General features: G+C 34.1%; 23 protein-coding genes and 1 pseudogene. 5 read left to right on the top strand and 19 right to left on the bottom strand.

All coding sequences use genetic code 11. The annotated features are described in order from the left end of the window. Position 1 precedes the first annotated feature (1 nt). From C1T31_RS00305 to C1T31_RS00275, 7 genes are all read right to left on the bottom strand, one after another. Positions 2-1,432, bottom strand: coding sequence for a T9SS type A sorting domain-containing protein (locus C1T31_RS00305; RefSeq protein WP_103050475.1), 1,431 nt, complete (start codon positions 1,430-1,432; stop codon positions 2-4). A gap of 107 nt (positions 1,433-1,539) precedes the next feature. Further along, positions 1,540-3,477, bottom strand: a complete 1,938-nt coding sequence (locus tag C1T31_RS00300) for a T9SS type A sorting domain-containing protein (RefSeq protein ID WP_207764251.1) — start codon at positions 3,475-3,477, stop codon at positions 1,540-1,542. A gap of 155 nt (positions 3,478-3,632) precedes the next feature. Further along, complete coding sequence (locus C1T31_RS00295; protein WP_103050473.1) at positions 3,633-4,478, bottom strand: response regulator transcription factor; 846 nt, start codon at positions 4,476-4,478, stop codon at positions 3,633-3,635. Continuing rightward, positions 4,479-6,539 (bottom strand): tetratricopeptide repeat-containing sensor histidine kinase, encoded by a 2,061-nt coding sequence (locus C1T31_RS00290; RefSeq protein WP_103050472.1) that lies wholly within the window; start codon positions 6,537-6,539, stop codon positions 4,479-4,481. Between the two features lie 201 nt (positions 6,540-6,740). After that, positions 6,741-7,091, bottom strand: a complete 351-nt coding sequence (locus C1T31_RS00285; RefSeq protein WP_103050471.1) for a hypothetical protein — start codon at positions 7,089-7,091, stop codon at positions 6,741-6,743. A gap of 11 nt (positions 7,092-7,102) precedes the next feature. After that, the gene (locus C1T31_RS00280) at positions 7,103-8,245 is read right to left on the bottom strand and encodes a serine hydrolase domain-containing protein (RefSeq protein ID WP_103050470.1); all 1,143 of its coding nucleotides are present in this window, start codon (positions 8,243-8,245) and stop codon (positions 7,103-7,105) included. 45 nt (positions 8,246-8,290) lie between these two features. Beyond that, positions 8,291-8,935, bottom strand: a complete 645-nt coding sequence (locus C1T31_RS00275) for a spermidine synthase (RefSeq protein ID WP_103050469.1) — start codon at positions 8,933-8,935, stop codon at positions 8,291-8,293. 178 nt (positions 8,936-9,113) lie between these two features. Between C1T31_RS00275 and C1T31_RS00270 the strand changes: the two genes are divergently transcribed. The 3 genes from C1T31_RS00270 to C1T31_RS00260 are packed head-to-tail and all read left to right on the top strand — an operon-like array spanning position 9,114 to position 9,886. Then, positions 9,114-9,329, top strand: a complete 216-nt coding sequence (locus C1T31_RS00270; RefSeq protein WP_103050468.1) for a single-stranded DNA-binding protein — start codon at positions 9,114-9,116, stop codon at positions 9,327-9,329. Beyond that, on the top strand, positions 9,244-9,567 hold the full coding sequence (locus tag C1T31_RS14200) for a helix-turn-helix domain-containing protein (RefSeq protein ID WP_262496205.1): 324 nt from the start codon (positions 9,244-9,246) through the stop codon (positions 9,565-9,567). The genes C1T31_RS00270 and C1T31_RS14200 overlap by 86 nt, the downstream gene beginning before the upstream one ends. Further along, a complete protein-coding gene (locus tag C1T31_RS00260) occupies positions 9,554-9,886 on the top strand; it encodes a single-stranded DNA-binding protein (RefSeq protein ID WP_103050466.1) in 333 nt (110 codons plus the stop codon). Before C1T31_RS14200 ends, C1T31_RS00260 begins: the two co-directional genes overlap by 14 nt. Before the next feature lie 113 nt (positions 9,887-9,999). Here C1T31_RS00260 and C1T31_RS00255 read toward each other — a convergent pair whose 3' ends face one another. From C1T31_RS00255 to C1T31_RS00220, 8 genes are read right to left on the bottom strand one after another with little or no spacing between them, the layout of a single operon-like run. After that, a complete protein-coding gene (locus C1T31_RS00255; protein WP_103050465.1) occupies positions 10,000-11,121 on the bottom strand; it encodes an ABC transporter permease in 1,122 nt (373 codons plus the stop codon). A gap of 1 nt (position 11,122) precedes the next feature. After that, on the bottom strand, positions 11,123-12,229 hold the full coding sequence (locus C1T31_RS00250; protein ID WP_103050464.1) for an ABC transporter permease: 1,107 nt from the start codon (positions 12,227-12,229) through the stop codon (positions 11,123-11,125). Further along, complete coding sequence (locus C1T31_RS00245; RefSeq protein WP_103050463.1) at positions 12,226-12,954, bottom strand: ABC transporter ATP-binding protein; 729 nt, start codon at positions 12,952-12,954, stop codon at positions 12,226-12,228. Before C1T31_RS00245 ends, C1T31_RS00250 begins: the two co-directional genes overlap by 4 nt. After that, positions 12,954-13,856, bottom strand: coding sequence for an ABC transporter ATP-binding protein (locus tag C1T31_RS00240; protein WP_103050462.1), 903 nt, complete (start codon positions 13,854-13,856; stop codon positions 12,954-12,956). The genes C1T31_RS00245 and C1T31_RS00240 overlap by 1 nt, the downstream gene beginning before the upstream one ends. Positions 13,857-13,858: 2 nt before the next feature. Beyond that, positions 13,859-14,338, bottom strand: a complete 480-nt coding sequence (locus C1T31_RS00235) for a hypothetical protein (RefSeq protein ID WP_103051266.1) — start codon at positions 14,336-14,338, stop codon at positions 13,859-13,861. Between the two features lie 17 nt (positions 14,339-14,355). Next, a complete protein-coding gene (locus C1T31_RS00230; protein WP_103050461.1) occupies positions 14,356-15,258 on the bottom strand; it encodes an HlyD family secretion protein in 903 nt (300 codons plus the stop codon). A gap of 7 nt (positions 15,259-15,265) precedes the next feature. Beyond that, positions 15,266-16,525: a TolC family protein gene (locus C1T31_RS00225; protein WP_103050460.1), complete on the bottom strand. Its 1,260-nt coding sequence runs from the start codon at positions 16,523-16,525 to the stop codon at positions 15,266-15,268. A 4-nt stretch (positions 16,526-16,529) separates the two neighbouring features. Beyond that, the gene (locus tag C1T31_RS00220; protein WP_103050459.1) at positions 16,530-17,141 is read right to left on the bottom strand and encodes a TetR/AcrR family transcriptional regulator; all 612 of its coding nucleotides are present in this window, start codon (positions 17,139-17,141) and stop codon (positions 16,530-16,532) included. Between the two features lie 125 nt (positions 17,142-17,266). Here C1T31_RS00220 and C1T31_RS00215 point away from each other — a divergent pair. Then, positions 17,267-17,440: pseudogene (locus C1T31_RS00215) on the top strand (single-stranded DNA-binding protein); the annotation flags it as partial. A 142-nt stretch (positions 17,441-17,582) separates the two neighbouring features. Next, the gene (locus C1T31_RS00210; RefSeq protein ID WP_103051265.1) at positions 17,583-20,168 is read left to right on the top strand and encodes a phosphoenolpyruvate carboxylase; all 2,586 of its coding nucleotides are present in this window, start codon (positions 17,583-17,585) and stop codon (positions 20,166-20,168) included. 33 nt (positions 20,169-20,201) lie between these two features. Here the strand turns inward: C1T31_RS00210 and C1T31_RS14010 are convergent, their stop codons facing one another. From C1T31_RS14010 to metG, 4 genes are all read right to left on the bottom strand, one after another. Continuing rightward, a complete protein-coding gene (locus tag C1T31_RS14010) occupies positions 20,202-20,378 on the bottom strand; it encodes a hypothetical protein (protein ID WP_165780052.1) in 177 nt (58 codons plus the stop codon). A 73-nt stretch (positions 20,379-20,451) separates the two neighbouring features. Continuing rightward, positions 20,452-20,970, bottom strand: a complete 519-nt coding sequence (locus C1T31_RS00205) for a ferritin (RefSeq protein ID WP_103050457.1) — start codon at positions 20,968-20,970, stop codon at positions 20,452-20,454. 63 nt (positions 20,971-21,033) lie between these two features. Next, a complete protein-coding gene (locus C1T31_RS00200; RefSeq protein WP_103051264.1) occupies positions 21,034-23,151 on the bottom strand; it encodes a Tex family protein in 2,118 nt (705 codons plus the stop codon). Between the two features lie 5 nt (positions 23,152-23,156). Beyond that, positions 23,157-25,220, bottom strand: a complete 2,064-nt coding sequence (gene metG / locus C1T31_RS00195) for a methionine--tRNA ligase (protein ID WP_103050456.1) — start codon at positions 25,218-25,220, stop codon at positions 23,157-23,159. Positions 25,221-25,280 lie beyond the last annotated feature (60 nt).

Raw genomic sequence — 25,280 nt, 5'->3', positions numbered from 1 at the left:
TTTATTGTTTAATGATTTTTTTTGTGAAGGCTCCTCTAACTGTTTTTAATTTTAAAAAGTAGATGCTTTTAGGTAATGAACGAATATTTATAGTTTTTTGGTTTTCAACAGATAATACTTTTTGACCCTGAAAAGAGTATACTTCTATTGTAGTAATATCAAAATTGGCTTGTATATTTATGAAGTCAGTGGTTGGGTTTGGGTAAATTTTAATAGTTTCTACTACGTTTTCAATTGCTGATAAGGTTTGTGAGTTATTTTCAAAAACGTTTAATTGCAAATCCCAGGGGTTAGAACCTATAATTTTTCCCATAAAGATAAGATCGAAATCTGAATCTGCGTCAATATCATGAGTAACCATAGCAATACTTTCAAGTGTTTCAGAAAAATTAAATGATAATGAAAAAGTACCATTATTGTTTTCAAAAACACTCATAGTTGGTAGTTCTTCATTTGGGTCATCTGTTTCAGGCAACTTTTTAAACGTAGTAAAAATATCTAAATCAGCATCTTGGTCAACGTCCACTAATTCATAACTAAAATCTGTTCCATTTTCAGGGACATTTACCTTTTCCCATGATAAACCAGAGTTTATTTCGGTAAAAACACCATTAGAAGCCCCTAAATAGAATTTGAGTTCTATACTATCACTATTGTAAACAGGAATTACAACATCAATAAAGCTATCATTGTTTAAGTCTCCTAATTTAGCATCCCCAAAAGTGCAATCACAATAAGTATAAAGAATAGTTGGTGTCAAATTTCCATCTACAGTGTAAATATGGTCTTTGCCAGCATAGGCAATAACTTCTTGTGACGTAGATGGGTGCATTATTCTCTTAAAATTTGGTGCTCCAATTGGAGAATCTTCAATTCTATTAAAAGTACCATTTCCATTACTTATATAGGCATCTGAAAAATTAAATGGAGGTCCTGGGCTACCATCAAAAAACATGTCATCATCTCCATCATCATCAATATCAACAATAGAAATATTCCCAACTATAAGTGGTCTAATATATTGAGTAGATTCGTAAAACGTATTGTTACCATTATTTATATAGATTTTCGCACTATTCCCTACACCAATTATACCTCCAGACATAACAATATCTAACCAACCATCTGCATTGGCATCTAAAAACTCCATATCACCATTTACAATATTTAATAATGGAGTGTTGATTTCTGTTAAAGTATTTAGGTTGTATAAAGTGGTTTGATAAGCTGGTGGGTCAGATTCATTTGAAATAATTCCAGAAGTTAGTAAAAGTGTATTTCCAAAATCATCCGTTGCAATTCTAACTTTGCCAACTTTTCCAGTTAACACTGGGTTGTTTTCAGATTCAAAAGGGGTAATATCAATAAAGTTTATCTGACAAGAGACAGAACCATAAAAGCACATTAATATTAGCGATAATAAATATTTCATATAGTGTAGAGTTTATTATAAAGTTAATAAACTCATAGATTTATATAAAACAAAATGAAAATGTAATATATTTTAATTTAAACTGATTAATAGCAAGTAATAAACAACTAGCGTTTAACCACCTTTTTTGTAATTTCCCCTTTATTTGTTTTTACTTTTAAGAAGTAAATACCTTCTGGTAATAAACTGATATTTATTGTTTTTTGCTTTTCAACATGCAACACTTTTTGACCGTGTAACGAGTAAACTTCTACTGAATTAATATCAAAATTGCTTTGTATTTTTATGTAGTCTGTGGTTGGGTTTGGGTATAGTTTTATATTATTAATCTCATAATCATTTACTGAAAGTGAGTTGTCATTAATAATTCTTAAATTATCAAATCCAAATGATGCTGCATCAGTAGAGACAGTAAATGATGTAACATTTTCCCAATTTAAATTAACTGTGCTTGGATAAGCTGTTGATGTTGTAGTGACTACATTATTACTTCCCCCAGTAGGAGTGAAAATATGGTTTACAGGATAATTACTTCTTGAGGTTAAAATAGAAACAATATCTACAGCTTCACTAAAAATAAAAGTGACACTAGAAGTAACTGAAGCTCTTATGACGTTGTCATATCCTCCTCCAATATAAGCTCCAGGGCTATAACCACTAACGTCAACAATTGAGAGATCATCTCCTATAAATGCAACAGTAACACCATTAATAGTTTCGGTTATTGAAACACCACCATTGTTAGTTGCTGTCCTCCATTTAAAAACTGTTTCCAACGGATCTGGTAATGTACAATTTAATGATTCTATTTCTGCAAGTGTTGGGTTGTATGCATTATTGTTGATAATAAAATCAGTAGGAATTGCAATTTCTCCTAGAGTTATTAAACGTTGGATTCCGCAATAATCCGTTAACTGAGGATTATAATAATAAGCATAGGTAGGATGTTGTTGAACAGTTAAATTACTGCCTATTTGTAATCGAGTTTCAGTAGTCCAATATTCATCTTGCTGAATTGTATGGATGTTTTCTAGTCCATCTAATGATATTAGTGAATCACATCCTGTGATTGTTAACTTGTCTCCAATAATAGTAAGGTTACTTAAAGCATTTAGAGACATAAGTGATACATTCCCTGGTATAGGATAACCGCCATTTTGCTCTGCATTCCCTATTTCTAAACTGCCACCCACATAAGCTAAATTATTTAAGCCATCTAATGAAGAAAGATTAGAATTACTCAATATTGCTATTGAACCTGAAATATTAACCAAACCTTGAAGACCATTTAGTGACACTAATGAATTATTGTTATATATACTTATTGATCCTATTTCTGTTAGATTTTGTATTCCTTGTAGTGTTGTTAATGAACTATTGGAACCAATTGAGATAACACTTGTAGCGCTAGTTGTGGTTAATGAATTTAAACCATTGAGATTAATGAGAGAGCTATTGTTTAACACCCTCAAATTACCGCGCACAAAGCTTAAATTATCTAAACCTTGTAATGTTGTTATAGAGCTATTATTCTCTACAGTGAGGTAACCGCTAAAGAATCCCGAACCTTGATTAACTGATGTAAGGTTATTTAACCCATTTAAAGTATTCAAATTAGTATTGTTAGAAATACTGATATTTCCGCTTATTGAGGTTATACCTTCTAACCCCAGTAGGTTAAGTAATGATTGATTATCGGTTATAGTTAAATTACTTCCGATTGAAGTTACATTTGTTAAAGATGCTATTGATGATAAAGTATTATTGTTTACAATATTTAATCCTATTCCATTTCCAAGCGCATCAATAGGCCCTGAACCTATAAATGTGAGGTTATCTAAACCATTCAGAGAACTTAATGATGTATTGTTTGTAATTGACAGCCCACCATCAATGGTAGTAAGTATACTTAATCCGTTTAAATTGATTATGTCACCAGTGGTAGTTTCTTCAATGGTTAGAGTTCCTGTAATTTCAGAATAGTTAAAACTATCTATTTCTGATTGACTGCTTATTGTTAGGTCTCCATTATATACTTGAGCCAAAGAATAAAGGGAATAAAAAAAAGTAAAAAAATAGAGTAATTGTTTTTTCATCTTAACAAGATTTAGGATTCTCATGCTAAAATGCAACACTTTATAACTAATAAAAAATTATAGTGATAATCTTAAGATACCTAGTGGAAATTGGTTTTATCCTACTAATAGTAAAAGTGTTCCAATCGTGATTTTACTTCTTCTTTGTACGTATTTTTTATTGTGAATTCTTGGTTTTGTATAGATAGTCTTGAACCATTAATTCGACCTTTTAGAACATCTGGAGCAATGTTTACAATATAACTTTCATTGATTCTCACAAAATAATAAGGCAAGGTTTTTTGTATATCTCGTAGCGACGTTTTTAAGAAAAAATACTCGCCATTTCTGGTTTTAAACCAAAGATAATTGGCTCTTAAGGTTTCTTCTTTTTCGTTTTCATTTATAAATGGTTTTACAGTAAAAAAGATAATGTCCTCATACTTTACAGGCACTCTAGTTACTCTGCTTTTATCTAATTCTTTTATATCTTCCAGATAACCAATAAGCCCCATAATACCCTCTCTTAAAGGTTGTTGGTTTTCAGTTTGCTTTTGTAAAATGGTTTGTATGGAACGAATGAGTCGCTTCTTGTCAAGATGAGGTTTGGTCTGTATGACAATAGGCTCTTCTTCGGTAAGGTTAATATCCTTTTTAGGGATAAAGTCATCATGCTTGGTTTGAAGGCTTTCGTAAAAGGTTTGGTCGTCATCCAAATCGGTTACATAGATAAATGGAATATTGTATTCTTTTTTAAGTAAGTTACCTAGGTAAATACCGTTATGTTCGCCTTGTAAATCTATATCCAATAGCACCAAATCAGGTCTTTTTTTATTAATGTTGCCAATAGCTTCTTCAACACTTGGTGCGTAATCATCAACTGAATAATGATGCTCTTTCAAGATCATTTTAAGGCGTTTGTAGATGAGTGCTTTGTCTTCAACAACTAAAATGTGTGCTTTTGTCTTCATTTATGCAGCAGTTTTGGGTAAGGTTATGTTCATAGCAACACCATTGGAACCATCAATGGTAAATGTACCACCATACTCTTTGATTAATAATTGAATGGTTTCCAGGCCAAAAGAATCCAATGCATTAATATCAAAATCTTTTGGTAAGCCTTTGCCATTATCTTTAAGTACTAGTTTATATACATTGTCTTGAGAGGTTAAGGCAATATGTATGGTGCCTTCTTTTTGGTCTTCAAAAGCATATTTATAAGAGTTGGTAACAAATTCATTTACTATTAACCCAACAGGAAAAGAGATGTTGGCTAAAAGCGTTTCGTTTTCATTAGTTGTATTGGTAATAGTTACACTGTCTTTCTCATAAGCTTGTTTCACATTTTCAACCAATGTGTCGATATAATTTTTTGCCTGTACAGAAGTTACATCATCCTTTTTAAAGAGTTGTTTGTGTACTTCAAACATACTGCGCATACGGTTTTGAAGTTCGTTAAGTTTGTTTTGGTAGGCTTTGTCTTCAAAACGTCCTTTAGCAAGATTGATAAATAAATCTATAAACGAGAGGTTGTTTTTCATACGATGATGCAACTCCTTTTGCAAGGTCTCTACCATGTTTTTTTGTTGTTCTATTTCGTCTTTTTGGTCACTAATGATTTGTTTGGCTTTGGCTTCTGCTTTGTATCGCCTCCAGATAAAGAATGCAGAAACACTCAATAGTAAGATTCCTAACCCTAATATCCAGTTTCGGGCATTGGCTTTTTGGGTAAGTAATGCTTGTTCAGTATTATCAGCTTTGAGTTGAAGGTTTTCTTTTTCTTTTTTTTCAGTTTGGTATTTGGTTTCTATATCTGAAAATTTTGAATCTAGGTTTTGTTTATTAATAGAGTCTGACAGAGCAAGATTCTTTTTTAAAAAGATATAAGAATCTTTATAATTATTAGTATTGTAATATATGTCGGAGAGGTTTAAGAATAGAGAATTTTTGAAGTGTATATCATTATTTTTAAAACTTAAAGTATCTTTTAATAACTCGAGAAACAACTGCTCCGCTTCATTATATTTACCTAAATCTTTTAATGAAGCTGCGAGATTTTGCTTAGCAGCTGAAATAGCTATTGGGTGTTTTAAATTATTAGCTATTTCAAGAGCTAACCTAGCATATTCTTCTCCTTTAGAAGGCTTGTTCATTCTTGTAAATAAAGCAGAGATATTATTTAATGTATCAAATTCAAAACGAACATTTTTTGTATCTTTAAAAAAAGAAAGAGCAGTTAAATAATGATTAAGTGCTAAATCAAATTGTCCTGATCTTGAATAGGCTAATCCTAGTCCATTATGAAAATATCTATATTTTATTATCTTTTCTTTCTCAATAATATCAATACCTGATTTAAAATAATCGATAGCTTTTGAATAATTTGCTCTATTCAAATAGGCCCAAGCTAAACTATAACGTGAATATGCTTGATTTTCTTTATTTGAATTTGAGTCAGAAAATTCTATTGCATTTATTAATGCGTCAGTTTCTTCATTAAGCTGATTGTTATTCCTATAGGAACTGGCTATATTTGAGTATAAATCAAAAATTATTTCTCCTTTAGGCTGCTTATTAAATTTACTAATAGCTTTTTGGTAAATATCAATTGCAGCATCATAATTCATAAAGTGATGATACATTCTACCTCTTAAGTTTTGAACTTGGTAATATAAATTTAAGTCTTCAAATCTACCGATATTTACCTCAAGGAGGTTAGAATAATTTTCAGCTATTTCGAAGTTTTCATTTCTCATAAAATGGGAAACAAATAGCATATAACTCTTAATTTCCGCTTCCTTATCGTTCATTTTTTTAGACAAGGCATTCATGTTTTGAATTAAGGTTGAATCTAATTCATGAAAATTGTCGCTATTGAATACTACTAAAAATAAGTCCTTATAAGTTTTTAATTTTTCACCATCATCGATATTTATAGATAGATTTTGTTTTAAACTATCAATTTTACTCTGTTGACCAAAGCCTAAAGAAATTCCAATAAAAAAAGTAGAAAAAAGTAGTAGTTGCTTCATGAGTTGTAATTAAAATTTTAAATATAAATGTTAAAATTCTAACATTCAACTAAATGCGTAAGTTTATGCCGACAAATATTTTCATGGATATTCATTGTATAATCATGAATAATAGATTGATTTTCATCAAGAAAATATCATAGACGTTTATTATGCGGATTTGATTTGGGGGTTATTTAGCATAGAGTGAGGGTGAAACAATCAATCCTCCCGTTTAACCAAAGCGTAATAATCATTTTCCAATGGTAAATACCCTTGGTCGTAAACAAAGTAATATACAGTGCCAACTTTGGTGGTGTAGATACTGGTGAAGTAGTTAAAGTCAAATCCTCTTTCTATCAATTTTGCTCGAGACGTTTTTGTTTTTTTATCAGGATTTAATTCCTCCAGAATGCGGTAGTTTTTTCGAAGTCGATTATTGGTATTTCTGATGAGGTTTTTGCTATCCTTGTTTATTCGGTTGTTATAGGAGTTACGACAAGCATCACTACAGAATTTTTTATCAACTCTACCTACTATTTTTTCACCACATTCTAGACACTGTTTTTGCATATCACTAATATTTATTTTGTTAGGGAAATAGCAATTAAATCATCCATAAAGTCATTTAGATTGATGACACCACCAGCATAATCGCAGTTTATCTGCATGGCAGCTGCAATACCATATTTTGGATAATAGATGAAAATAGAATTAAATCCAGGCATAAACCCAGTATGTCCATAGGCTTCACCATGATCGGTTTGATAGATAAAGCTTCCCATGCCATACGAACTTGTGCCTTCAACCAATTTTCCATTAGGATTTGGAGTAGTTATATTTACTAAACTATTTTTACTTAACAGCACACCTTCATAATAGAGCTTGGCCCATTTTGCCAAATCTTCAGTGGTTGATGCCATGCCACCACCTGTCCATTCAAATTGTGGGTTAATAAAGTATTCTTTGTCGGTAACGGTCTTGTTTGGAACCTGAAAAGCAGGAGGCATGCGCGAATAACCTATTGCCAAATTGGTAATTTTTCGTTGCAGGGAAGGGTAGGTGTGTGAGAGATGTTGTGGTTTTAAAATCTGATTTTTGACCAAATCGTAGTAATTCTCACCAGTTATCTTTTCAATAAGCATACCTAGTAGTATATAGTTGGTATCTGAATAGGCCCATCCGTTACCAGCCTCATGTAGAGGTTCATCTTCAAAAATAACGGATAATCTATCCTCATAAGACCAGATCTTATTGGGATCCTCATGGAATGTATTCCATATTTCAGGTTTTAAGACATAGCGTGGCAACCCAGAAGTATGCTGTAACAACATCTCTACCGTTATGTCGTCTATATTCGGAAGATTATTGAGCCAATCGGTGTCTGGGAAATAATCCAAATAAGCTTTTTTAAGGTCAATATCCCCAGATTCAACTAATTTAAAAACTAATGTAGCTGCGTAGGTCTTACCAATACTGCCAGAAAAAAATGAATGGCTAGTGGTTAATGGAACCTGTTCTTCAATATCCGAGAAACCTTCAGAATAGTTTTTAATCTTTCCTCTATTGTCAATAATTGAAAAGTTGATACCTGGTAGTTGCGTATTTTGAACCGTCTGTTTTAAATAGCCAATAACCGAATCGTTTAGGGTAATTTTTTCAGTGATTTGTGAATAGCCAATGGTTAGGCAAAAAAGCAGGACTAGAGATAAAAGTTGTTTTTTCATACTTTAAATTATTGCTTAAAGATAATAATTATACCATTTAACAGATTATATGGATTTAGTTATTACGACAGTATTCGTGTTATTGACGGCTTCAAAAACATCAACTTTATAAACGCGCGATTTTAAAAAGCTAATGACCTGTTGCAACTTTTTAGTCATGGATTTTTCGAGTGAAGCATTAAAAAGTATTGTCCCAGATGTGGTTTTTATTTTTAAAATTTCTTCCCAAAAGGAAGGTTCATAAAATGGCTCTGGAACTTCTGTATCAATAAATAAATCAATAATTATTAAATCAAATTGATTGGAATTTTTTTGTACAAATTCCAGAGCATCCTCACAAACAATTTCCAAATTGTTGTCTGATTGCAGGTTAAATTCTTCTAAAGCTATTTTAATGATTTCTGAATCAATATCTACAGCGGTAATAATATTTTGATAGTTGAAATCATCACGAAGTGTTTGAATGACACTACCACCACCAATCCCCAAAAGCAAGACCGATTTAATCCGTGTCATGTCAATTTGCTCCAAACCAAATTTTAAAATTTCCTGTAAGGAACCATAAGAATAATTGGCATTTTTTGAATTCAACAGTTTTTTTCCGTTGTACCAAGTAATTTCCAACATACCATTAGTATCAGATTTCACTTTTCTTGTAATAGGATATAAATAGCTTAAAAGTCTCACCATAGCAGTAATATAGATGCCTAAATATATAATAAATTATTCATTTACAAACGACAACAAACATTTACAAACGAATTTAAACATGTAATTACCGACTAATATTTGCAAGCCGTCGCATCTTTGCCATGTCGAAACATAAGAACTCGATAATATTAACTGTTTAACATTAAAAATTTAAATTATGAACACGCTTAGAAACAAAGTACAGTTGATTGGTAGATTGGGACAAGACCCAGAAATAGTAAATTTTGAAGATGGTAACAAAATGGCCAAATTCTCAATAGCTACGGATGATAGCTACAAGGACAAAAATGGTCAAAAAATTGAACGCGCTTACTGGCACCACGTCGTTGACCATTTGCGACATCGAATTAACCGCCCCAAAGCCACTGCCTAAGGGCTATCCCGTAAATCCAGCCTCTTTTGGAGACTACATAAGGCAGTACCGAATGGCACATTGCTATTCTGCTTTTGAATTGTCTTTAGAGCTCGACGTTTACGAATCAACTATATACAAATGGGAGTATGGTAAAACCAAACCTACTCCAAAAAACATTCAAAAAATAATCGAATTTATGGGCTATGACCCACGAATTCATAATCCTTTAAAAATTGAAAATTATGAACTCACTTAAAAATAAAGTACAACTTATAGGTAGACTAGGACAAGATCCAGAAATTATCACTTTTGAAGATGGTGGTAAAATAGCAAGATTTAATTTAGCAACAGATGACAGCTATAAAGACAAACAAGGAAACAAGATAGAGCGTACCTACTGGCATCCAGTAGTAGTAAAAAATGGTCTTGTGAAAGTTGTTGAAAATTATATTACCAAAGGGAAAGAAATTGCTATTGAAGGCAAATTAACTAACCGCTCTTGGGATGATAATGATGGTAAGAAACATTATGTAACCGAAGTTGTTGTAAATGAGTTGCTAATGCTTGGAAAATAGTCTTTTAAGAGGCTATCATTTGATAGCCTCTATTTTTTGTGTTCTTACGTGTCTGTTTAAATCCTATTTCTTAAAAATCTTGTTGTTTCTATATTTGTTATTCTAATTAAGTTTTAACTTGTTTTTTTATAACTCCAAACTGCCAAACCGTTCATTAGAATTGCATAGGCCAATGTTTTTATGGCTAAAGGAAGGATATCGGTAAAACCAGAGCCTTTAAGCATTACCATTCGTATGATTTCCACAAAATACTTCACAGGATTAAATTCCGTAAGTATCTGTGCCCATTTTGGCATACTTTCAATAGGTGTGAACAATCCACTCATCAATATGAATATCACTACAAAAAACCACGCAATAAACATAGCTTGCTGCTGTGTATCGGTGAAGTTTGAGATGAACAATCCCATTCCCAAAATCACCAATATGTAAACCGAAGTATAAGCATAGAGCAGCCCCAGGTTTCCTATCATAGGTACATTAAAAATAACTTTAGCTAGAATTAAACCAATGGTCAAAAGCCCCATACCAAGAACCCAAAATGGAAATAGTTTGCCTATTATAAATTGATACTTTTTTATAGGCGTTACATTGATTTGTTCCAAGGTGCCTATTTCTTTTTCCCTAACAATGTTCATTCCAGATAAAAACAGGGTAATCATTGTAACAAGCAAAACCAAAATACCAGGCACCATGAATGTTTTATAGTTCAAGGTCTGATTGTACCAGAATAAAGGAATACTATCTATACTATTTGGTTTCTGTACAGAATCTGAAATCTGTATCAAATCCATCGCAATATTCTTGTTATAACTCTGTATGATTTGAGAGATGTAAACATTGATTACTCCCGCTGCTGAACCATCTATGGCATCAACAAACACACCTATTGCATTTGTTTTGTCTTTTTGTAAATCCCTTTCAAAATGCACTGGTATATTCAAGTAGGCATCTATTGTACCTTCCTGCATTGCTTGTGAAGCTTCCTTTTCTGAAGAAAATCTTTCTGAAACATTGAAATATGTCGAAGCTTGAAACTGCTCTATCAACCTTCTTGATATGCTACTGTTATCAGCATCAACATATCCAAATTGTATGTTTTTTATCTCGTAGGTCGCTGCATTGGATAAAATAATCAATTGCAGTACAGGCAAAATAAATATGATGGGTAGCATTCCTTTATTTCTAAAGATTTGCTTAAACTCTTTTCGTATGATGTAAAATATTATGCTCATCTTACTCCAATCTGATTTTATATTTTTTCACGCTTATACCTATAAACAATAACGTCATCAAAACAAGAATGGCCGTTTCTTTAAAAATGAAACCAATCCCAATGCCCTTTAGCATAATCCCTTTTACAATAATGATAAACCATTTTGCAGGTATAATGTTACTGATAACCTGAAGCGGTAAGGGCATACTACTTATAGGAAAAATAAATCCTGAAAGCAATATGGTGGGCAACATCAAGCCCATTAAGGAAATCATCATAGCGGTTTGCTGTGTTGCCGATATGGTTGAAATTAAAATCCCCAACGCCAATGATGTGATAATAAACAGCACACTTTCAATTCCTAAAAGGAACAAACTGCCATTTACGGGCACATTAAAGACGAAAATGCTCAACAACACAATAACAATGGCATTGATAACCGATAGGAATATGTATGGAAACACTTTGCCAATAATGACCTGAAAGGGTTTTAAAGGCGAGACCAATAATATTTCCATAGTACCCTGTTCTTTTTCCCTAGTTATAGAAATGGATGTCATCATTGCAGAAACTAACATCAAAATAACCGTCATCACACCAGGAACAAACATATAAACGCTTTTCAATTCGGCGTTATAAACCATTCTGCTTTGTGGTACAATTTGGTAATCTATGGTGGTATTCTTGTTTAGTTCTTGTTGATACTTTTTAAGTATGGCCGAAATATAATTACTGATGGTATTTGCCATATTAGGGTCTGTGGCATCGGTTAGCACCTGTACATTGGCCTGTTTTTCTTTAATAAGGTTGTTCCCAAAGTTGTTTTCAAATTGAAGCACGGCTTTTACCTTACCTTTTTTGAATATAGATTCTATCGATGATTCTTTTTGAATGATATCTACAATGCTAAAGTGTTTTGAAGCTGCAATTTTATTGATGATTTCTTTTGATGTCACATCATTGGCTTGGTCCAAAATGGCAATATTCACATTGTTGATTTCGTTGGTAATCGCAAAACCAAACAATAAAATTTGGGCTATTGGCATTCCAAACAATATAAACAGGGAACGTTTATCACGGAATATGTGATAAAACTCTTTTCGTACAAAACCTACAAATCGTTTCATCCTCTAGCTAGTTTTAAAAACACATCGTTCATTGTGTCCGTTTTATAATGCGCTTTCAATTTTTTTGGTGTATCAAGGGCTTCAATTTTACCATTGACCATTATGGAAACGCGGTCGCAGTATTCGGCTTCATCCATATAATGGGTTGTTACAAAAATGGTAGTTCCGTTGTGAGCGGCTTTGTATATCATTTCCCAAAACTGACGTCGGGTAATAGGGTCTACGCCTCCAGTCGGTTCATCTAAAAAAACAATTTTGGGGTCGTGCAACAAGGAAACCGAAAACGCCAATTTTTGTTTCCATCCCAAGGGCAGTGAACTCACAAGACTGTTTGCAACTTCCTGTAGCCCTAACTCGTCAACCAATTCACATCTTTTTCGGTCAATTTGTTTTTTAGATAGGCCATAAATTCCGCCAAAGAATGTGATGTTCTCTTTTACGGTCAAGTCATCATACAGGGCGAATTTTTGACTCATATAGCCAATATTTTTTTTAATAGATTCGGCTTCTTTGTATACATCAAATCCAGCAATTGTTGCCTTTCCCGAAGTAGGTGAGGAAATTCCAATCAGCATTTTTATCGCTGTGGTCTTGCCTGCGCCATTGGCTCCCAAAAAGCCAAATATTTCGCCAGCCTTAACGTGAAAACTGATGCTGTTTACCGCAGCAAAATCACCAAACAGTTTGGATAAATTTTCTACTTCTATGACGTTTTTGTTTTTCATTATTTCGCTAATTCCATAAACGTATCTTCTATGGTAGGTTGTGTTTTTTCTATGTGAATATCTGTAAGGTTTTGTGACTCCAAATAGGTTTTTAAACGTTCAATATCCATTGTGTCACGCTTGTCGGTATAGTGCACAAACTCCCCAAAAGGAAAAATACTGTACGTGTGTTTGTAGTTTGTTAAACTCTCAATAAGGCCATACATATCATTAGCACTAATATTATATAAAGGTTTAGGGAAATGACTGACTATAGCGTTTGGTGTATCAATTTGCAGGATTTTGCCATCTTGGATTAATGCAATACGGTCGCATAAAGCAGCTTCGTCCATATAAGGGGTAGATACCAGAATGGTGATGTCTTTTTTCTGTAACCGTTTAAGCATTTCCCAAAACTCCTTTCTCGACACTGGGTCCACACCAGTGGTAGGTTCATCCAAAAACAATACTTTTGGTTTGTGTATCAACGCACAGCTCAATGCCAGTTTTTGCTTCATTCCACCTGAAAGTTTTCCAGCGCGCCGTGTTTTAAAGGGCTCTATTTGCACATAAATATCCTTGACCAAATCGTAGTTTTCCTCGATGGTTGTTCCAAATATGGTAGCGAAGAAATTAAGGTTTTCCTCTACCGTCAAATCTTGATACAATGAGAAGCGTCCAGGCATATAGCCAACACTGTTTCTAATCGATTTGTACTCCTTAAGCACATCATAACCTGCTACCGTAGCTTGCCCTTTGTCTGCTATCAAAAGGGTAGTTAGGATGCGGAACAACGTAGTTTTTCCTGCACCATCAGGTCCTATAAGTCCAAAAAGTTCACCAGGTTTTACATCAAAAGAAATATCTGATAATGCGGTTACCTTACCATAGGATTTTGTTATGTTGGAAACAGAAATACCCATATTTATTCGAAATAATAGTCATAAGCATTTACATTTTCCTCAATGCTCTTATAAATATCCTGTGCTTCTTCCAAAGTTTTCACTTCTTTTAAGGCATCAATTTTTTCTATTAGTGGGTGCAACCATACGTGCAGATTGTCGTGCGAAGGTCCTTTCATAGTACACTCTTTTACAACAAAGTTTTTCTCATCATTCAGTACATTGGCAACCATATGATAATCTTTCAGTTCTTTTGGGTTACTAGTTGTTAATACGGATTGCATTCTAACTACACCTTCATTTGTTTCAGGATTCGCAGTCCATTTAACCCCATTATTCATTTTTATTTCTTGCATCCAGTCATTACCAAATGCTTTTCTTTCAGTATGTTGTTCCGTAAGTTCTGCTTCATTTTCCTTTGTTGAATTACTTTCTTTGGGTTGGTCTTTACAACCTGTAAAAAGCAGTGATGCTGCAATGAGTATGATTATTATTTTATTCATAATTTCTAGTTTAATATTTATTGATTTGATTTTGTGTTTAACCACATTTCAGCTGGCATTCCAATTTTTAAACTACCATCATTTTTTACTTGCACCTTTACCGCATAGACCAAGGCAACACGTTCTTCTTTGGTTTGAATAATTTTTGGGGTAAATTCCGCTTCCGAGGCTATCCAGCTAACTTTTCCGTCATAGGTTTTCATTCCATCTTGGTCATCGATTTTGACACTTACATTTTCCCCTATGGAAATATTCGCCAATTGGGTTTCGCTTACATAAACCCGTAGTTCCATAGTCGATAAATCGGCAATCTTATAGAGTGGTTTTCCAAAAGATACAATCTCATTGGATTCAGCATATTTAGATAAAACCGTTCCGTTTATTGGATTAATGATTTTGCTTTTTTGAATTTGGTCATCAACTTGTTTGATTTGGACATCAATAGATTTCAACTCGTTAACAACTGGTGCATTCTGTATTTCTACACTTCTTATTTGGTTTTTAATCACATCTATTTCACCAACCACATCATCCAATTGTTTTTGCGTGCCTGCGTTGTCTTTTATTAAATTTTCTACTCTAGTTTTGTTGGTGTTAGCTGTTTTTAATTTTGAATTTAAAACGGCAATTTGTGATAAAACACCTTTAGATTTTGAACCAATTACTGCTTTTGAAACCTGTAACTGTTCCCGTTTTAATGTAAGTGCGATGGTGTCTATATAACCAATTAACTGTTCTTTTTGTAGCACATCACCTTCGTTTAAGTTAAACTGAATAAGCTTTCCATTATTTTCTGCCGAAATGGTGATTTCAGTAGCTTCAAAATTACCATAGCCATCGGCTTTACTATCGTTGTCATTGCAAGCGGATAAAAGCATTGTTATGGTTAGGGCAATTAGTATTGTTCTTATGTTTTTCATTGTTCTTTTATTTTGAGTCTCCTTTTAGGGTATTGTAATTGGCTTTGGCTAATTCCAATTGTGTTTTATGTTGGTTGAATAAATTTTCTGCTTCGTATAATTTGGTGAGTTCTGTAATATATTCAGAGGTGGTGATTATGCCATTCTTTAGTTGGGATTCCGAAGTGTTCACAACTTCCTGTTGTAAGTCAATAAGCTGTTCATCAATTTCAATGCTGCTTTCAAGCGTTTCAATTTCTTTAAGTTGCTCATTCAAAGCAGTGTTGGTATTCAGTTTAAAAACCTCCTCTTGATTATTTATTAATTCTTTTGAATAATCCAGTGCCTGTCTTTGCTTTTTATTGCCATTCCAGTCAAATACATTCCAGTTTAACTTTAAACCAACGATGTAGTATGAGGTAAAATCATTTTCCAACATATTCAATCCCGGATTACCATAACCACCGGTTGCAAAACCATTGAGTTCAGGAACCAATGATTTGGATAGTATGTTTTGTTGTTGTTGTATTTCTTGTTTTTGCAGACCGTACAATCCTAATTCTGGTCTGTTTAATTCTGAACTTGCATTTATTGAAATCAAGGGCTTTTGAAACACCGTTTCAACTGAAATGGGCAACCCAATCAATGAAGATATGGATGCAATCAACTTTGATCTATTGTTGGTTGCTTCTTGATTTTGTTGAAAAATTTTCAACAATTCAGCTTCAATGACTTTATCAGAAGTAGGCAATAACACACCATTTTTTATTCCCGATTTTACTTCATTTAGCTTACTGTTCAATTGCTGTTCCCTAATATTCAGCAATGCTCTTTGCTCATCAATCAAAAGAATTGAAAAATATAATTGGTTTACACGCTGCTTTAGCTGATACACATTGACTTCAACCTCTTGTTGCTTTCTGTCGGTAATAATATTTTGCAAACCTTGTGACGCTTTAATTTTTCCGCCATTAAAAATCAATTGGTTAGCCGTAAGGGTAGCTCGATATTGATCATTGTTCAAGGGTTCTATGCCAGTGTTTGGCAAAGGAACCTCTGTAACATCACTCTGATAGGTCGCCTGGGCATTAAGATTAAGCTGTGGCAATGTCTTTGCTCTAATAGCCGAAAGTTCAACTTCCTTTTGTTGCTCTAAAATAGCACGTTGTTTAACGAGAGGGTAATTTGTTTTCAAACCTTCATAACATTCATTTAGACTAATGGTGTTTTGGGTATAACCAAAAATCGTTGTTAGAAAAAAGAGTCCGAATAGATATATGGCTTTCATAAGCTTATTTTTTTATGGCATTAATAATGAAATCAGATACTTCTTTCTTTCGAGCTTCCAATAACATTTTGTACGCCTTGTCATCAACATTTGTAAATGCTTTAATTAATGGAGAGGCTACAAAAGGAAATATATTTAAGGACAGTATGTTAATGAACAATTGTTCGGCATTTATTGGAACAATATTGCCAGTTTTCACTTCATTTTTTACTTGAAGTTTAAATTTATCAATGTTCGGAAAAGCAACATTTTTCTTTATTTTCTCAATGAATTTTGGATTTCTATTAAGTTCCTGAATAATGAAGTTTGGCAAATAAGGGTGTTTTATAATAAAACTAATATAATTGTGTGTAAACTTTTTGATTTTATCTTCTAATGAAGAGTCATCATTAAGAATAGCATTGAGCTGTGGTGCTAATAAAGAGAAGGCCTTTTTAAATACAGCCTCGAACAAGAGTTGCTTGCTTCTGTAGTAATAATGTAACATTGCCTTATTGATGCTTGCTTTGTCGGCAATTTCTTGCATTCTGGCACCATCCATTCCTTTAGATTGAAATATTTTTTGTGCTGCTTCTAATATTTGTTCTTCAGTTTTATTGTCTTTATGTTTTGCCATAATTTAACCATTAAGTTTAACCATATGGTTAACAAAAGTAAATAAAAAGATTTAAAAAGAAGCACATTACCAGAAATTTGTGGTTTTAATATTAATAAGGCTAACAAAAGTAGTAAGCAACGAGGCATAATATCGTTGTGAAGGGTGGGTTGGTAAAAGTGGTTGAAAACTATATTACCAAAGGTCAGGAAATAGCTGTAGAAGGGAAATTGACAAATCGATCTTGGGAAGATAAAGATGGTAATAAACGCTACATGACCGAGATAATTTGCAGTGAATTGCTCATGTTAGGAAAGTAAAACTTCTAGAGCATTCCAAAAAAAAGAGCCTTATCAAGGCTCTTTTTTTATTTAAAACAGTTTATGGTTGAATTATTCGTAAATCTTTTGAGAAGCCTTACATTTTTGAAAATCCTTTAGTATTTTTATGAAAAACAAGGTCATGCCAACGTCACCAAAATTAGTTCGTTTTAAGCAAAATGTGCTGTCTAAATTTCAGATATACAATAGTATTTTTATGACGCTTCCGTTCGATTCGGTTACGAAGACTGGAGCTTTATTACCACTTTTTCATGAAACGTGTGAATTGGGATTTAAACAGGGAGATAATCCTACGACCATAGTTGAAACGTTTTTTAAAAAATATCAAGCCAGACGTTCGGCTGAAAGTCAAATTAATTTATTGTTTCGATTTATCCAATATATCGAACGTCAAGTGGTTTTATTTGATGCCATTGAAGATGCTGCCTTTCCTATAGTCAATAACATGGATGGTATTGGAACCTTACGAAGTTTAAAGGAAACGGCTGCTTCAGAAGGTAAAATGGAACAATTACGTAATTATCTTAAGGCTTTTAAGGTTCGCATTGTATTGACAGCGCATCCAACCCAGTTTTATCCTGGTGCTGTTTTGGGTATTATTACCGATTTGGATAATGCTATAAAAACAAATGACTTACTTAAAATAAACGACCTGTTGGCTCAATTAGGTAAAACGCCTTTCTTTAAGCATAAAAAACCAACGCCTTATGACGAGGCCGTGAGTTTAATATGGTATTTGGAAAAAGTATTTTACAAGTCCTTTGGAAGCATTTTTGACTACATCCAACAAAATATTTTTGATGACGAGTTCATTGAAAACGATATTATAAATATTGGTTTTTGGCCAGGAGGCGATCGTGATGGTAATCCTTATGTAACACCAGAGATTACTCTAAAAGTAGCGACGAGATTAAAACAAACCATTTTAAAAAATTACTATCGTGATGTCAGAAAACTGAAAAGACGTTTGACTTTTAAAGGTATCGAAGATCGTATTACCTTATTAGAGCAAAAATTATATGCCATAAGCTTTGGTTCCAATATGGATAATGTCCTGACGCTATCCAAATTTAAAGAAGAGCTTCAGGAGATAAAAACGGAATTAATAGATAAACATCAGTCATTGTTCGTTTCTGATGTCTCTAGTCTCATCAACAAAGTGCATTTGTTCGGGTTTCATTTTGCTGCATTAGATATTCGTCAGGATAGTCGCGCGCATGATGCCGTATTTACCAGCATGGTTGATAGCTTAATTGCTCATGGTAGTAATATTTTTCCGAAAAATTACCATGACCTTACCCAAAAAGAACAAGTTGCAGTGCTATCCAAAATTAAAGGCAAAATAGACCTAAACCTTTTTGATGATGACGATGTTTTAAAAACGTTACAGACAATTAAAGTTATAAAAACCATTCAAGACACCAATGGTGAGCGCGCTGCAAACCGATATATTATTAGTAATAATCAAACAACTTTAAATGTCATGCAATTGTTTGCCATGCTTAAATTAGTGGCCTTTCATGATGATTTAACCGTTGATATTGCGCCTTTATTTGAAACTATTGAAGATTTGGAAAATGCGCCTCAAGTGATGGAAGAGTTGTATACAAATCCAAATTATGCTGCTCATTTAAAGAAGCGTGGTAACAAACAAACTATCATGTTAGGATTTTCGGACGGTACTAAAGATGGTGGTTATCTTATGGCTAATTGGGGTATCTATCGAGCTAAAGAACGCCTGACCGAAGTATCTAGAAAGTATGACGTAACGGTTATTTTCTTCGATGGTCGTGGAGGACCACCAGCTCGTGGTGGCGGTAAGACACATCAGTTTTATGCATCGCTAGGCCCTACGATTGAAGATAAGGAGGTGCAGTTGACCATTCAAGGGCAAACCATTAGCTCCAATTTTGGTACGTTGGATTCTTCACAATACAATTTGGAGCAATTAATTAGTTCCGGTATTTACAATCGCCTGAACGAAAGTAATTTGGCCATGTCACCTGAAAATAGAAAAATAATTAATGATTTGGCTGAAAGAAGCTACAAGGCCTATTCAGATTTCAAAAGTCATAGCATGTTCTTGCCCTATTTAGAGCGTATGAGTACTTTAAAATATTATGCTAAAACCAATATTGGGAGTCGTCCATCAAAACGAGGAAAATCGTCTGAACTGGTGTTTTCTGATTTGAGAGCCATACCCTTTGTAGGAAGTTGGAGCCAGTTAAAACAAAACGTTCCTGGGTTTTTCGGCGTTGGTACAGCACTGAAACACTATGAAGATTCAGGAACATTTGATAAAGTAAAACAATTGTATCAGAGTTCCAGTTTTTTCAAAACCTTAATTGAAAATAGTATGATGTCCTTATCCAAATCATTTTTTGATTTGACCAAGTATATGGCTGATGATCCAGAATTTGGGGAGTTTTGGAAAATTATATATGCAGAATATGAAACCTCAAAACGCCTCATACTCAAACTGACGGGGTATAAGGTTCTTATGGAAGAAGAACCAGCCGGAAAGGCGTCAATTGATGTTCGCGAGTCTATTGTGTTACCGTTGTTAACTATTCAACAATATGCACTCAAGAAAATTCAGGAACTGCAAAAAGCAAAGCCGGAAGCCAAAGAAGAAATTGAGGTTTTTGAAAAATTAGTAACTCGTTCGCTTTTCGGAAATATTAACGCCAGTAGGAATTCGGCTTAAGAATAATAATTATAATTCAGGATTTGTAAAAATTTAGGCTACTTTCTGAAATAAATCGAAGCAAGGACATTTACCACAACGCTTCTGTTCACCTTTTTTATACTTTTCACAGCATTTGCTTTTTACCTTATTGGCATTGATAATACCTGCTTTGTGTAAGGTTTTTAAAGCTTTTTTTTGCTGTTTCTTTTCTTTTTTCTTTTTGCCCAACGGATGTTAACTTGAGAAATACAAGGCAAAAATAATTATTTTTATTAATTCTAAATAAACTTAATTGTTAAAATTATTCTGGGTTGTCTGAAGCTGCCGTACTAACGGTTAATTGCTGAATATCTCTATCAAATAAATACAAACCACCTTTGTCATTACCAATCATGTTTATTTTGTCAAGAATAGTGCGAGCCATGGCTTCTTCCTCAATTTGTTCACTAACATACCATTGAAGGAAGTTGTGTGTTGAATAATCTTTTTCCTGTAAAGCAATATGAACGAGTTCATTAATGCTTTCTGATACCATGACTTCATGCTCAAACAACTTTTCAAACATTTCTTTAAATGATATAAAGGTGACGTTTGGCGCTTTTAATGCTGACACATGCGCATGTCCGCCACGTTCGTTTACATATCTAACTAGTTTAAGCATGTGCGCTCGTTCTTCGTCAGACTGCGAGTACATAAAACCAGCAACACCTTCAAGTCCTTTCACTTCAGCCCAGCAAGCCATAGCCAAATAGATTTGAGACGATTCAGCTTCAACTCTAATTTGATCGTTTAGGGATTTTTCTATTTTTTTTGATAACATAATATCTTCCTTTTTACGTAAAGTTAAGGAATTCAGGGGATAGAATAAATTTAAATTAGACCCCTATTTGTGTAGTTTCAATTGAATGCGTTTTCTTGGAATATCAACTTCCAGTACTTTCACAATCACCTGTTCATGCAAACTAATATGCGCATTAACATCGCTTACAAAACCATCAGAAAGATTAGATATATGAATTAGACCACTTTCTTTAATACCAATATCAACAAAAGCACCAAAATTGGTTATGTTGTTCACAATACCAGGAAGTAATTGTCCTTCCTGAACATCGTTGATGGTTTTGATGTTCTGATTAAAAGTAAACACCTTGGCTTGTTCTCTGATATCCAAACCTGGTTTTTCCAGTTCTTTTACAATTTCTTGAAGTGTCGGTAATCCTGTGCTATCCGTACAATAGACTTTTAAATCAATGCTTTTTAAAATGCTTGAATTCCCAATAAGTTCTGACACACGTTTCCCTTCGTTTTTTGCGATGGATTTCACAATATGATAACTTTCAGGATGCACAGCAGAATCATCCAACGGGTTTTGAGCATCTTTAATTCTTAAGAATGCTGAACCTTGCTCAAAAGCTTTATCACCTAAACGCGGAACATTTTTTAATTCGGTTCTGGAAGAAAACGCTCCATGCTCATCGCGATAATTCACAATGTTTTCTGCTAATTTAGGGCCAATTCCAGATACATAACTCAACAAGCTTTTACTGGCCGTATTGAGATTGACACCAACAGCATTCACACAACTTTCAACAACAGTATCGAGTTGGGTTTTTAACTTGGTTTGATCAACATCATGTTGATACTGTCCGATGCCAATGGACTTCGCATCAATTTTCACCAATTCAGCCAAGGGATCCTGTAAACGCCGTCCAATAGAAACAGCGCCTCTTACGGTAACATCATAATTTGGAAACTCATCTCTGGCAATTTTTGAAGCGGAATAAATACTGGCACCAGCCTCACTTACCACAAAAACTTGTATATCATTTTTAAAGCGAATACGTCTGATGAGTGCTTCTGTTTCACGCGAAGCAGTTCCATTACCAATAGCAATGGCTTCAATTTTATAAGCTTCGGCAAGTGTGCTTATTTTTTTTATCGCACCTGTGCTATCGTTTTTTGGTGGGTGCGGATAAATAGTTTCATTATGTTTTAATTGTCCTTGCGCATCTAAACAAACTACTTTACAGCCCGTTCTAAAACCAGGGTCAATGGCCAAAACCCGCTTTTCTCCTAATGGCGAACCCAACAACAATTGTTTCAGGTTTTTAGCAAAAACAGTAATAGCGGCTTCATCGGCTTTTTCTTTAGCATTTTGAAGTGCTTCATTACTCAATGACGGTAACAACAAGCGCTTGTAAGCATCTTTTATAGCAATTTCAATTTGGTCGGAACACGCATTATTAGATTTTATAATACGCTGAAATATTTTGTCTAAAGCACGATCATCATCAATTTCAATTTTCACACGAATAAAACTTTCGTTTTCGGCACGTAAAATAGCCAGTAAGCGATGTGAAGGAATATGACTTAAGGACTCACTCCAATCAAAATAATCGCGAAATTTTTGAGCCTCGTCTTCTGCTTCTCTCTTTTTAACAACTTTAGTCGTAATGGTAGCAAAACGTTCTAATTGATAACGAATATTGTTTCTTACATCGGTACGTTCATTAATCCATTCGGCAATAATATGTCTGGCACCTTCCAAAGCATCATCAACAGAATTTAAATCGCCTTTTATATAACGATGAGCTACTGATTCTAAATCATTAGTTTTTTGACTCATGATAATTTTTGCCAAGGGTTCTAAACATTGCTCTCGTGCTGTATCGGCTTTTGTTTTACGACTTTTCTTATAAGGCAGATAAAGATCTTCCAATATTGTTTGGTCAGGTGCAGATTCAACTTTTTGTTGAAGTTCTGGAGTTAGAACACCTTGCTCTTCCAAAGCTTTTAAAATAGTGGCCTTGCGTTTTTCTAAAGTTTCAAATTGCTCTTTGAATTTAACTATTTCGCCAATTTGAACTTCGTCTAGATTGCCTGTGGCTTCTTTTCGGTAACGTGAAATGAACGGAATGGTACAGGCATCGTTAAGTAATTGAATGGTGTTTTTTACACCAACTTCTGGTAAGCTGGTGTTTTTAATAATATAATCAAACATCGACATTAACTTATCTGTAAACCGTTTGCAACGTCTTGATTAGCATCAGGATTTACGAACACCAATTTGCCTTCAGCGTTTTCAGTCATTAAAATCATACCTTGGCTTTCCACGCCACGTAATGCTCTTGGTGCTAAATTCACTAAAACAGTTACCTTTTTGCCTATAACTTCTTCGGCTGTAAAGCTTTCTGCAATACCAGAAACTATGGTTCTTGTGTCAATACCTGTATCAACTTTTAAGACTAAAAGCTTTTTGGCTTTCGGCATTTTTTCGGCTTCAACAATGGTGCCTACACGCAAGTCCAATTTGGTAAAATCATCAAAGGTAATTTCCTCTTTTTGAGGTTCGGCCACTTTATTGGCAGCTTCATTAGCTTTTTTGCTTGCTTCTAGTTTGTCTAATTGTTTTTCAATTTCAGAATCTTCAATTTTACTGAAGAGCAATTCTGCTTTACCAATTTTATGGCTAGCAGGAAGTAATATGTCTTTTGATGCAACAGTACTCCATGTGGATTCCGCATCAAGTGCGGAATGACAAAGTATAGATTTCAATTTTTCTGAAGTAAATGGCAAAAGAGGCTCGCTCAAGGTAGCCAAGGCTGAAGCAATTTGTAATGCCACAAACATAATGGTTTTGGTTCGGGCTTCATCTTCTTTAATTACTTTCCACGGTTCTTCATCGGCTAGATATTTATTTCCGAGTCTAGCTAAATTCATGAGTTCCTGACTAGCTTCCCGAAAGCGGTAACGCTCTATAGAACTGGCAATAACGTCTGGATAGGCTTTGACAGCAGCAAGTGTTTCTTCGTCTACACTTGTATAATCTGATGGTTGTGGAACAACACCATCGTAGTATTTGTTGGTTAAAACCACGACCCGATTGATGAAGTTTCCGAATATAGCCACCAATTCATTATTGTTTCGGGCTTGAAAATCTTTCCAGGTAAAATCGTTATCCTTGGTTTCTGGTGCATTGGCTGTTAAGGCATAGCGCAATACATCTTGTTTATCAGGAAAATCCTCTAAATATTCTGGTAACCAAACCGCCCAGTTTTTTGAAGTTGACAACTTATTACCCTCTAAATTCAAAAATTCATTAGCAGGCACATTATCTGGTAAAATATAGGTTCCTTCAGCTTTTAGCATGCTTGGGAAAATAATACAGTGAAATACAATATTATCTTTTCCAATGAAGTGAACCAACTTGGTGTCTTTGTCTTTCCAGTAGGGTTCCCAGTCTTTTCCTTCGCGTTCAGCCCATTCTTTGGTTGCCGAAATATAACCAATGGGTGCATCAAACCAGACATAAAGTACTTTGCCTTCACCACCTTCTACAGGAACAGGAATTCCCCAATCCAAATCGCGTGTTACTGCACGTGGACGTAAACCATCATCAATCCAAGATTTTACTTGTCCATAAACATTGGGTTTCCAATCTTTTTTATGACCCTTTAAAATCCATTCTTTTAGGAAATCCTCATGCTTGTCCAATGGTAAAAACCAGTGCTTGGTCTCTTTAAGTGTCGGCGTGTTTCCAGTAATGGCTGATTTTGGGTTAATCAAATCGGTTGCATTCAGACTGGTTCCGCATTTTTCACATTGGTCGCCATAAGCTTCTTCATTACCGCATTTAGGACAGGTTCCTGTTACAAAGCGATCGGCCAAAAACTGGTTGGCTTCTTCATCATACAACTGTTCAGTGACCTCTTCAATAAACTCACCTTTATCATACAAGGTTTTAAAAAACTCCTGGGCTGTATCGTGATGAATTTGAGCTGATGTACGCGAGTAGTTATCAAAAGATACCCCAAAATCTTCAAATGACTTTTTTATGATGGCATGGTATTTATCAACAATATCTTGAGGGGTTACACCTTCTTTTTTTGCTTTAATGGTGATTGGTACACCATGTTCATCACTACCACAAATAAAGGCAACATCATGACCTGTTAATCTTAAATAGCGTGCGTAAATATCGGCAGGCACATATACACCGGCTAAATGCCCAATATGAATGGGGCCATTTGTGTAAGGTAATGCTGCAGTTATCGTATATCGTTTTGACATCTTGTATCGTTTTCTGAAGCCACAAAAGTACGCAATTTACATGCGTTTCTGAAAAAAAAT

Source organism: Hanstruepera neustonica, from assembly GCF_002895005.1.
Taxonomy (GTDB): Bacteria; Bacteroidota; Bacteroidia; order Flavobacteriales; family Flavobacteriaceae; genus Hanstruepera; species Hanstruepera neustonica.
Note: the sequence above shows the minus strand (reverse complement) of the source record. Positions and strands in the feature narration are given on the sequence as shown.